Here is a 12,766-nt window from a genome sequence, read left to right on the forward strand (position 1 = left end):
GTGTCAGGCGCTCTTCTTCCATCGGCCCTTGCCGCGGTGCCCGACGCGGTTCCCGGCGTGGGCGGTGCGGGCGCGGACGTGCTCGTCGTCGTAGCGGAGCATGACGGCCAGCCGGGCGCGGCTGATGATGTGGTGCGGGTGTTTGGGTACGAACGCGGTGACGATGTCCACGTGCCCGTCGCGTTGCGGCTCGGCGACGACGTGCAGGGGCAGCGCGACGCCGCACGCCTCGAAGTAGCCGCAGACCAGCCAGCGGCGCTCCTGGGTGTACACGGCGCGCACGCGGCCGGTCAGGAGGACGTTCAGCACGTCGTGTTCCAGGAAGCCCTCGGCGCGGGCGTGCCCGATGGCGTGCGGGCACAGGTGGTACCGGCCGTCGTACACGGCGTCGCGCAGCCGGGCGTGCGCCTGCGCGAGGCTGAAGTCGTCGGTGCTGACGCCACTCAGTTCCGCTTCGCGCTGCGGTTTCAGTGGCGCCTGGGGACGCGCGGCGCGGGCCGGGGTGGGCGCCGGGGCGCGCCGGGCGGCCTTCTCGGCGCGGGACAGCTGGGCGCGCAGGGCGAGCAGGTCGGCACTGGCGGCCAGGGTGGCCTGCCCCGGCTCTGGGCGGTCCTGCGACCGGGCGCGGCGGGGTGGTGGGCCTGAGGCCGGTTTGCTGGACTGTTTCGTCACGGCGGTGCACCTCCGGTGAGTTCCGGGTCTGCTGCGGCGCTGCGTGGCCGCCCCCTTCCATGAGAAGCTCTCAAAAAAGAAAAGGCCCCTCAAACACGGCTTCGTGTCTGTGGGGAGGCAGGCGGCGTACCCTGTTCAGGGCATGCGCGCAGCATATCACGCGCCCCCGGCGGCGCAGGGTGAGCGGCGGAACAGACGCGCCCGGCCCGGCCTCTCTAGGCTGGGGGTCAGCACCCGCACCGCTCCCGACGTCACGTTCCCCCGCTGCCCTGGTCCTTCCTGGAGGTCACCTCATGATCCGACCCATGCTGGCCACCGATGTCCCCGACGTGCTCGCCCTGCTCACCTGGATGGACGACGCCCCCGAACGCGAGGTGTTCTCCCCCGACGCCCGCGACCCGCGCGAACTGCAGACCGAATGCGAGGACAACCTCTGCCTCGTGGACGTGGACGACGAGGGCGTCCTGGCGTACTGCGCGCTGTCCCCCTTCCGGGACGGGCTGGTGCTGGAGGGGCCGGTCAGTGACGGCGGGCACGTGCAGGCGCTGCTGGGGCGCGCGCTGGCCCACACGGACGGCCTGCCGGTGTACGCGTTCGCGGCGCAGGAGAACCTGCCGGTGCGCGCGGCGCTGGAGGGCGCGGGCTTCGCGGCGATGCACACCACCGACTTCTACAGCGCGCCGCTGGACCGCCTGACGCCGCACGCCTGCGCGCCCGCCGGGCACCGCATCGCGCGCAGGCTGCCCATCGCGGCGTACCGCGAGCTGTTCAAGTCCAGCGAGGACGCCTGGGCGGGCCGCCTGACCTGGACGCCCGAGCAGTTCGACGAGCACTTCGCGCGGGACGACGTGCGGCTGGTGGCGCTGCTGCGCGGGGATCAGCCGGTGGGGTTCGCGGAACTGGAATTCCGCCCCGAGGAGGCCCGCGCGGACGTCACGTACCTCGCGGTGCATCCCGCCGAGCGCGCCCAGGGTTACGGCCTGAAGCTGCTGGCGCTGGCCGCCGCCGAGGCCGAAACCCACCCGGAGGTCCGCACGCTGCGGGTCCGCGCGCACGACCACATGAAACCCGCCCGCGCCCTGTACGCCCGCGCGGGCTTCACGCACTGCCGCAGCATCGTGACGTACATGCGCGACGGCGACGAGGACGTGTAACGGGCCGCCCTGGAGGCACGGGGAGATTCCGCGCCCCGCCACACATGCGCGCGGGGTGTGGGGGTACGCTGCGCGCCTATGGCGAAGAAGGATCGGCGTTCCCCGCAACCGGCGTTCGTGACCCTGCGGGACATGCCGGGCACGCGGGTGATGTTCTGGGTGGTGGACGCCTGCCCGTACTGCGGCGAGCGGCACGCGCACGTCATCGGGAACCTGCGGACCGCCGACCCGGTGGACGCGCTGGGTGAGATTCCCGCGCCGTGCCACCCGGACCGGCTGTACGTGCTGTCCCTGCCGCCCAAACCGAAACGCAAGGGCGGCAAGGAGGAACGCCGCCGCGCCCGCCGGGACGGCAAGCGCGATGACCTGGACGACGAGACGTGGTGACGCGCCGCTGACCTACGCGCGGCGCAGGGGGCGCAGCCAGTCCAGGATCCAGCGGGCCACCTGATCGCTGCTGGCGGTCGTGATATCCAGGTGCGCGGCGCCCTTCAGGGTGCGGGTCGTCAGGGGCGCGCGGGTTCCGGCGGCGTACTCGCGGAACTGAGCCTCGGTGACGACGCCCTGCTCGGCGGCGATACCCAGGACGGGCAGGGTCAGGTCGCGGGCGCTGCCGACCGGCAGGGTCTTCTCGAAGGGCGTGCCGGTGGTATCGGTCCGCGCGGCGGCCAGGTCCAGCGTCAGGCGGTTCGGGAAGTACCACTCGGCGTAGTCGCTCTGCGGGGTCAGGTAGCGGCGCACGAAGTCGCGCGCGTCGGTGACCTGACCGGCCTGACTGCCCCAGCCGACCGGGCGGGCGGGATCGGTCGCACCCGTGATCCAGTGGGTGTCTTTTGCGCCCAGCACGCGGTTCAGGAGGTACGGGGCGTCGGTGGCGTTCGTGGCGTGCCCGGCGTTGATCGCCAGGAAGGGCAGCATGGCGTAGCGTTGATCGAGTCGGGTCATGGCGGCGGCGAGGTTCGTGGCGGGGAAGGTCGTGAAGCCGTTCGTCGGCGCGGTCGCGTCGGGTTGCAGCGCGGCCAGCCGGGCCTGCGCGGCGGCGCGGACGGCCAGCCCGGGGCCGAAGTACATGGCGTCCACGTAGGGGCTGCGGGTCAGGTTGTTCAGTCCGGGCAGGGGGCCGAGGGGGTTCATGGCGCTCTGCTCGTACTGGTCCTTCGTGAGGGGTTTGCCGCTCATCAGGCCGGGCAGGCCGTCGAGCATGATCAGGCCGCGCACGTCCCGCGCGCCGCGCGTGCCGCTGAAGTCGTACGTGGCGTACAGGCCGCTCAGGGTGCCGCCCATGGAGTGCCCGCCGATGAACACGTTCGGGGTCAGGGTGCGGGCTTCCAGTACGGCGGCGCGCCAGTCACGCAGGGTGGTGTCCAGGCCCCAGTCCTTCATGAACGCCACCCGGTCGGGGCTCAGGGTGGGCAGGCCGCCCTGCACGATCTTCGCCAGGGCGGCGGCGTTCCCGCCGAGCAGCGGCGCGTGGTCTTCCAGCAGATTCGAGCGGCGGTCCACGGTCCACACGGCCAGGGTGGGGTCGACGTTCACGAGTTGCCGCGCCAGCCGGTCGAAGCTGCCGGCGCCGCCCAGGTAGCCGGGCATCAGCAGCAGCACGGCGGCGGGTTTGGCGGGGCCGTAGCGGACGGTGACGCTGGCATTCAGCTCGGCGGGCGTGCCGGGTACGGTCACGCCGGGCCGCACGATCCGCGCGGCGGGCACGCGGTTCAGGGTGGTCGCGACCTGGGCGTTCAGGTCGTCCAGGGCGGCGTCCTGGGCGGCCACCGGGAAGCTCAGGGCCCCGAGCAGTGGGAGGAGGAGGGAGGCGCGGCGCATAGGTCCCCAGGGTGCCAGTTCAGGGGGGCAGCGGTGTCCCAGACTGCGTTGATGGGACTTGGGCGTTCCTGTATGGCTTCTTTAGGCAGCGCGGGCCGCCGGGTGCCTTGCCTCCGGCGGCAGCGTCAGTCCTGCGGCGTGTACTTGTCACGCAGGTAGGTGGTGTCGGCCTGCTGGTCGCGGCGCTGCGCCTGGGCCTGCTCGCGGGCGATGCGGGCCATGCGGTCCTCGATCAGGCGCAGTTGCCGGGTCAGTTCACGGTCGTCGCGGCCCTGCGGGGCGGCTTCCTGGTAGGCGTGCAGGATGCGGGGCAGGTCCTCGCGGGCGGCCTGCCGGGCGTCGAACACGTCGCGGGTGAGGGTGGTGGTGTGCGCGGTGGCGCGCAGGGCGTCGCGGGTGGCGGTCACGGCGCCCAGGAAGGCGGGGAGGGTGGTGGGGGGCAGGGCGCGTTCGTGCTGGCGCAGGGTGCGCAGCAGGTCCTGTTCGTCCGGGGGGGCGGCCTCCAGCGTGACGGTGTGCGGGGTGGGGGCGCGCAGCAGGCGGCGGGCGCGGCGCACGCTCCAGGCGATCACGATCAGGCTCAGCAGCAGGGTGACGCCCAGCAGCCACCCGGCGACGTCGCTGCCGGACGCGACGCCGATGCCCAGCAGGACGGTCAGGGTGCCCAGGAACGACAGGGCGACCAGGGTCAGGACGGCCAGCAGGCCCACACCGGCGAGGCGGCGGGCCTGGGTGCGGCCGTGGGTCAGGGCGCGACGGGGGTCACCGGGACGCTGGAGCTGCCAGGGGTCGCCTGCCGGGTCCGGGGTGGGCGTCAGGAGCTGGCGGGCGAGGCGCGCGCCGCCGCGCAGGTGGGGGCGGGAGCGGGTCATGACTCCGTTACGCGGCCTGGGGTGCCCTGGTTCCCACGCAGCGCCTGCACGCGCGCGGCGAGGGCCTGCCAGGGGTCCAGCCGGAAGTGGGAGCGGGCCAGGGGGCTGGTGCTGGGCAGCACCCAGACCTCGGCGCCTTCCAGGGGTTCGGGGTGCTGGCCGTACGGGAGGGCGCCCGTGGGCACGCCCAGCGTCTCGGCGGCGCCGCGTTTGCTGGTGAACGCGACCAGCCGAGGGCGGTGGGCGCGGAGCTTGGCGCGCAGTTCGTCCGGTGCCCAGGCGCCGGCGGGCAGGTCGGCATCCACGCCGCTGTGCCGTTTGGCGACGTCGGTCAGGCCGATGCCGAACTCGGGCAGGCGGGGGTACTCCTGCGGGAGGAGCAGCTCCGGGGTCAGGCCGACCTCGTGCAGGGTGTGCCAGAAGCGGTTGCCGGGGTTGGCGTAGTACGCGCGGGCGGCGGCGCTGATGCGGCTGGGCGCGGTGCCCACGAGCACCAGGGTCAGGCCGGGCCGCAGGACGTCGGGCACGAGGAACTCGCCGCCGCCGGTCAGGTCGGGCGTGCCGGTGGTGGGCTCAGTCGTCGTCGTAGCGTTCCTCAACGAAAGGATCGCCGCGCATGTGGTACCCGTTGCGTTCCCAGAAGCCCGGCTGGTCGCCCGGCATGAACTCCAGGCCCGAGAGCCACTTGGCGCTCTTCCAGAAGTACAGGTGCGGCACGACCAGCCGGAGCGGTCCGCCGTGCTCGGCGTCCAGCGGCTGCCCGTCGAAGGTGTGGGCCAGCAGGTTCTCCGGGCGCAGGAAGTCCTCCAGGCTGAGGTTGGTGGTGTACCCGCCGACCGAGTGCTGCATGACGTGCGTCGCGCCGGGTTTCAGGTCGATGTGCGCCATCAGGTCCGTGACGCGCACGCCGGTCCAGGTGGTGTCCAGCTTGCTCCAGTGGGTGACGCAGTGGATGTCGTAGGTCAGGGTGGTCTGCGGCAGGGCCATCAGGTCCGCCCAGGTGAAGGCGTGCTCCTCGGCGAGGCCCGTGATGCGGATGACGACGTCCTCGGGCCGGTAGTGCTGGGTGGGGCCGTAGGTCAGGACCGGGAAGCGGGTGGTGAGGGTCTGCCCCGGCGGAACGCGGCCCCCCATGTCGTCTGCGGGTTTCTTGAAGAACTTGCCGAGCATGGCCGTATTCAACACCGCCCGGCGGGGGGTGACGGGGGGCGCCGGACACCTTTGCACGCAATCCTAAACACTTTCAGAAGGCCGTCCCAGGGGGCATTCGTCATCGGCAGCTGACAGGGGGCGCGCTAGCATATCCTCAAGTCCGGGCTTCTCTCTCCCGGCGGTGACAGAGGCGACCCGGCCCCCGCGCGCCCCCACAGGGGGGACACAAGGAGTGAGCCAGTCCCATGTCCATCTTCGATCAGGCCAAACACGACGTCGAACGCGCCCGTTTTCTCGGGGACGTGCGTGACCTCCTGTCCATCCTGCGGCGGCAGCCGAACGAACTGCTGCCCTTCGACTGGGTGCGTCACCTCTCCCCGGACGGCGAGCACCAGCGCGGCCTGGAGACCATCGAGGTCGACCACATCATCGGGTCGGTGGACCGCTACCGCGAGTTCGACCGGCACTACCTGCCGAAGGAAGCGCACCTGGACGAACGCTGGATCGGCGTGCGCGCCGCGCAGCTGCAGGGCAAGGAACTGCCGCCCATCCAGGTGTACAAGGTCGGGGACCTGTACTTCGTCAAGGACGGCAACCACCGCGTGTCCGTCGCGCGGCGCCAGGGGCAGAAGTACATCGACGCGTACGTGATCGAACTGCACGTGACCGTCCCGCCCGAGGAAGGCGACACCCTGAAGGACCTGATCATCAAGGGCGAGTACGCGCAGTTCCTGAAGGCCACGAACCTCGACACGCTCGTGCCGAACCACCACCCGATCCGCTTCACCACGCCGGGCCGTTACGAGAAACTGCTGGAGCACATCCGCACCCGGCAGTACTTCCTGGACCGCAAACCCGACCGGGCGGGCCTGCCGCCCGTCACGTGGGAGGAGGCGGTGGAGAGCTGGTACCGCCGCCTGTACTGCCGGATCGTGGAGAACCTCGACCTGCACGACGTGATGTCCCGCTTCCCCGGCCGGACCGAGGCCGATCTGTACCTGTGGATCATGGATCACCGCTACTTCCTGACGCAGAAGTACGGGCACGACGTGGGCAGCGAGGAGGCCACCATGGACTTCCGCGCGCAGCACTCCCCGCCGCTGTACAAGCGGCTGGGGCAGCGCATGAAGCTCGTGCTGCGCGGCAAGATCAACCCCGCGATGTAGGCGGGCCGTGGACGCAGGAAGTGGGAAGTGGGGGAATGACCACGACCCACTCCCCACTTCCCACTCCCCGTTTACCTCGCCAGGACGTATTCCACGAGCGTCCCGACGCCCCAGCCGGTGGCGTGTTCCTCGCGGGTGGCGTTCCCGGCGATGTCCAGGTGCGCCCAGGGGCGCGTGACGAACTGCCCCAGGAACAGCGCGGCCTTGATGCTCGCCCCGGCGGGCTGCATGTCGCTGTTCTTCAGGTCGGCCACCGTCCCTTTGCGGTAGGTCTTCAGGTACGGCTGGTGCAGCGGCAGTTCCCAGACGTGCTCGCCCGCGTCCTGCGCGGCGGCTTTCAGGCGGGCGGTCAGGGCGGCGTCGCTGCTGAACAGCGCGGCGATGTCGTTGCCCAGCGCGCTGACCTTCACGCCGGTCAGCGTGGCGAGGTCCACGAGTTCGGTCGCGCCTTCCTCGCAGGCGACGGTCAGCGTGTCGGCCAGCACGAGGCGGCCCTCGGCGTCGGTGTTCGTGATCTCCACGTGCAGGCCGTTGGCGGCGCGGTACACGTCGCCGGGGCGCATGGCGTCCGGGCCGACCATGTTCTCGGCGGCGGCGACGTAGGCGCGGACCTCGACGCCCTCGGGGATCAGGTCGCGCAGGGCGGCCAGGGCGCGCACGGCGCCCAGCACGGCGGCCGCGCCGCCCATGTCGCTCTTCATGTTCACCATGCCTGCGGCGGGCTTGATGGAGTACCCGCCGGTGTCGAAGGTGATGCCCTTCCCGACGAGCGCGACGACCGTGTGCACCTCGCCCCGCGCGGGAATGGTCGCGCGGATCAGGCGCGGCCCCGTCGCGCTACCCGCCGCGACGGCGGCCAGGAGGTTCATGCCGCGCGCCGTGATGTCGTCCCCGTCCCAGACGTCCACGTCCACGCCGTGCGCTTCCAGGGTGCGGGCCTCGCGGGCCAGGGTCGCGGGGTTCAGGACGTTCGCGGGGGCACTCACGAGTTCACGTGCGAGGGTCAGGCCCGCGCTCAGCGCCTCGATGCGGGCCTGCTCGCCAGCGCTCAGGCCGTCCACGAACAGCTGCACCTCCTCCGGGGCGCTGCGGCGGTAGCGGGCGTCGCGCCACCCGGCGCTCAGTGCGGCGGCGGCCAGCGCGGCGGCGTGCCCGCTGGCGGGAACGCGCACGCGGGTGGCTTTCAGTTCGCGCGCCAGGCGGATCAGGGCGCCGCCGAGTTCCTGCGCCTCGGCCGGGTTGGCGGGGGCGAGCGCCACGACCTGATCGCCGTCCTCGGTGCGGGCGATCAGGCGGACCTCTCCCCCGTCCAGGTCGCGGGTCGGGCGGCCCCCGTCCGGCGTGACGAACGACAGGGTGAGGTCGGCGGCGTCCATGAAGTTGACCAGGGGCATGCGCGGAGTAGACCACGCGCCGCGCGGGCCGGGTTCCGCAGATCCGGACGCCGGACGCCCGGACACCGACGACTGGACGCCAACGACTGGACAGCGGGGTCGCTTGAGCGAACCCTGAGCGTCGCCGGGCGTGCCGCCGGAGCGTGAGAGGCGACAGGTATACTGCCCTTTACTGTGAACGGTTCCATTCAAATCACCGAGGCGGCCCTGGCCTCACTGATCGGGCTGACCGCCCATGAGATCCCGGGTGTGGTCGGCATGGCCCCCAGCAACCTCAAGGAGGGCCTCAGCCGCGTGCTGGGCCGCGCGAACGTCAGCGACGGCGTCGTGATCAGCCGCGACGGCGCGAAGTACGTGGCGGACCTGTACGTGGTCGTCGCGTACGGCGTGAGCATCCCCACCGTGGCGCGCAATATCGTGGAGCGCGTGGAACACACCGTGAAGACCCAGGCGGGCATCGACCTGAGCGCTGCGCGCGTGCACGCCGTGGGGGTGCAGCGTGTCTGACGTCACGAACGCCGCGCACACCGGGCACCGCGCGCACCTGAGCCCTGCCGACCTGGCCCGCATGCTGCGCTACGCGACCGACTGGCTGGGCGTGTACCGCGAGCAGGTGAACGCCCTGAACGTCTACCCCGTCCCGGACGGCGACACCGGCACGAACATGCACCTGACCATGCAGTCCGTGCGCCGCGAACTGGACACCTGCGACGAGAGCAGCATGCCCGGCGTGGCCCGCGCGATCAGCTACGGCGCGCTGCTGGGCGCCCGCGGGAACAGCGGCGTGATCCTCTCGCAGCTGCTCAAGGGCTTCGCGGAGGTCATCAAGGACCAGCAGGTCGTGGACGCCGCCACGCTGGGCCGCGCGTTCCAGGCGGCGCAGAAGACCGGGTACGGCGCCGTCATGAAGCCCGTGGAGGGCACCATCCTGACGGTCGCGCGCGGCGTGGCCGAAGGGGCGAAAGGTGACCACATCGAGGACGTGCTGGAAAACGCCCTGTTCAAGGGTCAGGAGCTGCTGGACCAGACGCCCGAGATGCTCCCGGCGCTGAAGCAGGCGGGCGTGATCGACAGCGGCGGCCAGGGGTACCTGTACGTCGTGCAGGGCATGCTCGCGCAGCTGCGCGGCGAGGCGCTGCCCCCCGCGCCGGAGATCACCAGCTACGCGCAGGAGCAGTTCGAGAACGAGGAATTCGGCTTCTGCACCGAGTTCCTCATGAGCGAGGCCACCAAGCCCATCGAGGAGATCCGTGAACTGGTCACGCCGTTCGGGGACAGCCTGCTCGTCGTGGGCGCCGAGGGGTACGTGAAGGGCCACATCCACACCAACGAGCCCGATCAGCTGCTCGCCACGGTGGGCCGCTACGGGAAGATGCTCAAGACGAAGGTCGAGGACATGAGCGAGCAGCACACCGAGATTCTCGGCATGGCCGGCGCGACTGCCCGCGCCGAGGAGGAGATCGCGCCGACGGGTCTGGTGGCGGTCGCCAGCGGGTACGGGCTGGTGAAACTGTTCCGGGGCTTCGGGGCGCGGATCGTGTCCGGCGGCCAGACCGCGAACCCCAGCGTGCAGGACATCGTGGACGCCGTCCGGTCGGTCAGCGCCGAGAAGGTCATCATCCTGCCGAACAACAAGAACGTCCTGATGGCCGCCGAGAAGGCCATGGAACTCATGGAGGGCCGCGCGGTCGTCATCCCCACCCGCACGCTGGGCCAGGGCATCGGCGCGGCGCTGAACTTCAGCCCCGACGTGCCCGCCGAGGATCTGGTGGACGGCATGACCGAGGCGTCCCGCGCCGTCACGACCTTCGAGGTGACCCGCGCCAGCCGCACCACGAACATCACCGTGAAGGACGGCCGCACCCTGGACATCAAGGAAGGCGACGTGATCGGCCTGATGGACGACGAACTCGTCCAGAGCGGCGGCACCCCCGAGGACAGCGTCCTGGAAATGCTGGGCCGCCACTACCAGGGGCAGGAGATCATCACTGTGTTCGGCGGCCCGCAGCACACCCAGGAGGACCTCGACGCCCTGGCAGGGCGGATCGGGAAGGAATTCAGCATGGCCGAGGTCGAGGCGCACCCCGGCGGGCCGGACCTGTACGACTACCTCGTCACGCTGGAATGACAGGGAGTGGGTTGTGGGCAGTGGGGAGTGGGTCGGTCGCCTGACCTGCTGCCGCTGAAGCGACCAGACAGAGAAGCAGGGAGCGAAGGCCAGTGCCGACGCTCCCTGCTTCCTGCTGTTCCCACTTCCTACTTCCCACTCCCCACACCCCAGTTCAGCGGCAGTCCCCGGCGGGCACGGTCACGGTCTGGGTGGTCGTGAAGCGGTTGTTCGCGCTGCTGCCTTCGGGGAAGTACGCGCCGAAGTTCACGCGGGCGGCGTAGGTGTGCGCGCCGGGGGCCGTGGCGGGCTGCGTGGCAGGGTAGTACACGGGGATGGTCACGGTGACGCTCTCGCCGGGGGCCAGGGCGGGGAGGCCCACGCCATTGCCGCGGTACCCGGCGGCCAGGGTCTCGTCGCGGGTGTCCACGACCTGCGCTAGGCCCACGTCGCTGCGGGCGGGGCTGGGGGCCGCGCCGACGTTCCGGACGGTGACGCGGGCATTCACGAGGGGCGCGCCGCTGACGCAAGTGCCGCTGTACACGGCGCTGAAGGCGGTGACGGTCAGGTCCGGCAGGGCGAGGCGCACCTGATCACGGGCGGGTTGCGTGTCGGCGCTGCTCGCCGCGAAGCGGGGGTTGCCGGTCAGGGCCACGTCGGTCACGCAGCGGTCCAGCAGCAGCGGGTCGGTGACCCCCGCCGCGCGGCAGGTCGCCTCGGCCACCGCGGCGGCGCCCGCCGGGACGACCGCCGGCGCGGACGGGAAGGCCGGATCGTCGAAGCCCCCGAAGCGTTCACCGGCGTCGTACACGAACAGGGACTCGGCGGCGCCCGGCACCCGCCACGAGTTCCCGAACGTCCCGTACAGGTCGGCGGGCGTCACGGGGCTGCTCAGGGCCGCGCCGCCCCGCGTGGTCAGGTCGTTGGTGGTCACGCCGTCGAAGTTCCCCCACACGCCCCGCACCCGCCCGCGCCGGGCGTCCGGGAGGGACAGGCGGGCGTCCAGGTACGCGCCATTGTTCGTGATCGCCAGCCGCTCCCCGCCGGGGAACTCCAGGGTGTACACGTTCCCGCTCTGGGTGACGCGGTGCCCGCCGCCCAGGTCCAGGCCCCCGGCGGGCACGTTCGTGCGCACGCCCGCCTCGCCGATGCGCAGCGCGGGGATCATCCCGGCGTACACGCCGACCTTCTGCCCGTTCATGCGGGTGGCGACCGCCGTGTTCACGCTGACGACCGTGCTGCTCCCCCAGGGGCGCTGGCGGGCCTGCACGCGGAAGTCGTCCGTGACGCTCTGGGTCAGGTCGAACTCACCGACCGCCTGGAATTCCATGGCCGTCTGGTCCAGCGTGATCAGGTGCGGGTCGCCCCAGCTGACCGCCGGGGGGTTCGGCGCGGCGGCCTGCACCGTCACGTCCCGCCCGGCCTCGTTCCCGTTGCGGATCGCCATGCGCGAGTCCGGCGTGAAGCTCCCCACGAACGTCCCGTCGTTGTACGCGTACACCCGGACCTTCACGGTCTGCCCCGCCGGGAGCGCGCCCGCGGGGATGCTGAAGCTGCGCGCCGAGCCCGGCAGGTCCCCGGACCGCCACGCGTGCCCCGCCCCGCCCGTCACCCAGGTGGCGGACACCACGAACCGCTGCGGGTTGCTGGCGGACGTCCACGCCACCGGCAGGACCGCCGACGCCGCGAGGCTGCTGCCCGCCGCCGGGGCGGTCAGGGCAGGCGCTTCCGGCACGACGTCCGACGCGAACACCAGACACTCCCCCACCCGCGTCAGCAGGTTCAGCGGCGCACCCACCGCCACGGGCGCCGCGAGGGTGCCCTGGTACAGCCCGCCACCCGACGCGGCGAGGGTCACGCCGTTCACGGTCACGGTCGCCGCGCCGCCCACCCGCACGTTCTGCGACCGCGCGCCCATGTCCGTGCCCTGCACCGGGTACCGCGCGCACACCAGCGGCCCCCCGGACGCAGGCACCGGCGACAGGGACGCCGCCAGTTTCGCCTCGCCCAGCGCCACCACCCGGAAGTCGTACCGCAGCCCGTTCTTCAGGCCCTTCACGCGGAACGACATCGGCCCGCCCGCCTTGCCGGGCATCAGCGGCTGCGCCGTCAACTTCTGCCCATCCCGGTACACGTCGTACCCGGCCGCCCGCGCGTCACCGGGCCACACCAGCGTCACCGCGCCGTCCTCCGGCAGCACCAGCAGTTGCGGTCCCAGCACGGCGCGCAGCACGTTCGGATTCAGCACCGGCTGCAGCGGATTCACCGTCCCCTGCGCCATCATGCCCTGCGCCACAACACCCTGCGCGCCCGCCGCGCCCAGCAACGCCAGTGTGACCAGCCCACCCACCACGACCCCCAGCCCCTTGCGCGTGTTCATCATGAGTCCCGCCTCCTTCCCGGCGTTCCACCGAGTTGCACGCAGGGT

Annotated in this window: 12 protein-coding genes; 5 read left to right on the forward strand and 7 right to left on the reverse strand. The window is 71.9% G+C overall.

The features are described from left to right. Window positions 1–3 precede the first annotated feature (3 nt). The gene (locus EXW95_RS06775; RefSeq protein WP_174366823.1) at window positions 4–672 is read right to left on the reverse strand and encodes a DUF4258 domain-containing protein; all 669 of its coding nucleotides are present in this window, start codon (window positions 670–672) and stop codon (window positions 4–6) included. Window positions 673–965: 293 nt separating this feature from the next. Between EXW95_RS06775 and EXW95_RS06780 the strand changes: the two genes are divergently transcribed. Both EXW95_RS06780 and EXW95_RS06785 read left to right on the forward strand, forming a co-directional pair. Beyond that, window positions 966–1,826: a GNAT family N-acetyltransferase gene (locus tag EXW95_RS06780; protein WP_174366824.1), complete on the forward strand. Its 861-nt coding sequence runs from the start codon at window positions 966–968 to the stop codon at window positions 1,824–1,826. A 78-nt stretch (window positions 1,827–1,904) separates the two neighbouring features. Then, window positions 1,905–2,213, forward strand: a complete 309-nt coding sequence (locus EXW95_RS06785) for a hypothetical protein (protein ID WP_174366825.1) — start codon at window positions 1,905–1,907, stop codon at window positions 2,211–2,213. Between the two features lie 12 nt (window positions 2,214–2,225). Here EXW95_RS06785 and EXW95_RS06790 read toward each other — a convergent pair whose 3' ends face one another. The 4 genes from EXW95_RS06790 to EXW95_RS06805 form a co-directional block, all read right to left on the reverse strand. Further along, complete coding sequence (locus EXW95_RS06790; RefSeq protein ID WP_174366826.1) at window positions 2,226–3,647, reverse strand: alpha/beta fold hydrolase; 1,422 nt, start codon at window positions 3,645–3,647, stop codon at window positions 2,226–2,228. Between the two features lie 125 nt (window positions 3,648–3,772). Next, window positions 3,773–4,519, reverse strand: a complete 747-nt coding sequence (locus EXW95_RS06795) for a hypothetical protein (RefSeq protein WP_174366827.1) — start codon at window positions 4,517–4,519, stop codon at window positions 3,773–3,775. Further along, on the reverse strand, window positions 4,516–5,046 hold the full coding sequence (locus EXW95_RS06800; RefSeq protein ID WP_174368867.1) for a mismatch-specific DNA-glycosylase: 531 nt from the start codon (window positions 5,044–5,046) through the stop codon (window positions 4,516–4,518). The genes EXW95_RS06795 and EXW95_RS06800 overlap by 4 nt, the downstream gene beginning before the upstream one ends. A 46-nt stretch (window positions 5,047–5,092) precedes the next feature. Further along, window positions 5,093–5,689, reverse strand: coding sequence for a sulfite oxidase-like oxidoreductase (locus tag EXW95_RS06805; protein ID WP_174366828.1), 597 nt, complete (start codon window positions 5,687–5,689; stop codon window positions 5,093–5,095). A 227-nt stretch (window positions 5,690–5,916) separates the two neighbouring features. On the opposite strand from EXW95_RS06805, the gene EXW95_RS06810 reads away from it, so the two are divergent. Then, the gene (locus EXW95_RS06810; RefSeq protein ID WP_174366829.1) at window positions 5,917–6,837 is read left to right on the forward strand and encodes a ParB N-terminal domain-containing protein; all 921 of its coding nucleotides are present in this window, start codon (window positions 5,917–5,919) and stop codon (window positions 6,835–6,837) included. Window positions 6,838–6,908: 71 nt separating this feature from the next. On the opposite strand, the gene EXW95_RS06815 is transcribed toward EXW95_RS06810, so the two are convergent. Continuing rightward, window positions 6,909–8,231: a leucyl aminopeptidase family protein gene (locus tag EXW95_RS06815; protein ID WP_254605533.1), complete on the reverse strand. Its 1,323-nt coding sequence runs from the start codon at window positions 8,229–8,231 to the stop codon at window positions 6,909–6,911. Window positions 8,232–8,405: 174 nt separating this feature from the next. Here EXW95_RS06815 and EXW95_RS06820 point away from each other — a divergent pair, with 174 nt between their 5' ends. Then, window positions 8,406–8,738, forward strand: coding sequence for an Asp23/Gls24 family envelope stress response protein (locus tag EXW95_RS06820; RefSeq protein WP_046843100.1), 333 nt, complete (start codon window positions 8,406–8,408; stop codon window positions 8,736–8,738). Between the two features lie 61 nt (window positions 8,739–8,799). Then, entirely contained in the window at window positions 8,800–10,359 is a 1,560-nt protein-coding gene (locus tag EXW95_RS06825; RefSeq protein WP_174368869.1) for a DAK2 domain-containing protein, read from the forward strand. A 154-nt stretch (window positions 10,360–10,513) separates the two neighbouring features. Here the strand turns inward: EXW95_RS06825 and EXW95_RS06830 are convergent, their stop codons facing one another. Beyond that, a complete protein-coding gene (locus EXW95_RS06830) occupies window positions 10,514–12,721 on the reverse strand; it encodes a VWD domain-containing protein (protein ID WP_174366830.1) in 2,208 nt (735 codons plus the stop codon). Window positions 12,722–12,766: the final 45 nt, after the last annotated feature.

This window comes from Deinococcus sp. JMULE3 (assembly GCF_013337115.1).
In the GTDB taxonomy this organism is placed as follows: Bacteria; Deinococcota; Deinococci; order Deinococcales; family Deinococcaceae; genus Deinococcus.

What these genes read in the sequence shown, in the direction of transcription:
- EXW95_RS06780 (WP_174366824.1), top strand. Translation starts at nt 966, where the DNA reads ATGATCCGACCCATGCTGGCCACCGATGTCCCCGACGTGCTCGCCCTG.
- EXW95_RS06785 (WP_174366825.1), top strand. Translation starts at nt 1,905, where the DNA reads ATGGCGAAGAAGGATCGGCGTTCCCCGCAACCGGCGTTCGTGACCCTG.
- EXW95_RS06790 (WP_174366826.1), bottom strand. Translation starts at nt 3,647, where the DNA reads ATGCGCCGCGCCTCCCTCCTCCTCCCACTGCTCGGGGCCCTGAGCTTC.
- EXW95_RS06795 (WP_174366827.1), bottom strand. Translation starts at nt 4,519, where the DNA reads ATGACCCGCTCCCGCCCCCACCTGCGCGGCGGCGCGCGCCTCGCCCGC.
- EXW95_RS06805 (WP_174366828.1), bottom strand. Translation starts at nt 5,689, where the DNA reads ATGCTCGGCAAGTTCTTCAAGAAACCCGCAGACGACATGGGGGGCCGC.
- EXW95_RS06810 (WP_174366829.1), top strand. Translation starts at nt 5,917, where the DNA reads ATGTCCATCTTCGATCAGGCCAAACACGACGTCGAACGCGCCCGTTTT.
- EXW95_RS06815 (WP_254605533.1), bottom strand. Translation starts at nt 8,231, where the DNA reads ATGCCCCTGGTCAACTTCATGGACGCCGCCGACCTCACCCTGTCGTTC.
- EXW95_RS06825 (WP_174368869.1), top strand. Translation starts at nt 8,800, where the DNA reads ATGCTGCGCTACGCGACCGACTGGCTGGGCGTGTACCGCGAGCAGGTG.
- EXW95_RS06830 (WP_174366830.1), bottom strand. Translation starts at nt 12,721, where the DNA reads ATGATGAACACGCGCAAGGGGCTGGGGGTCGTGGTGGGTGGGCTGGTC.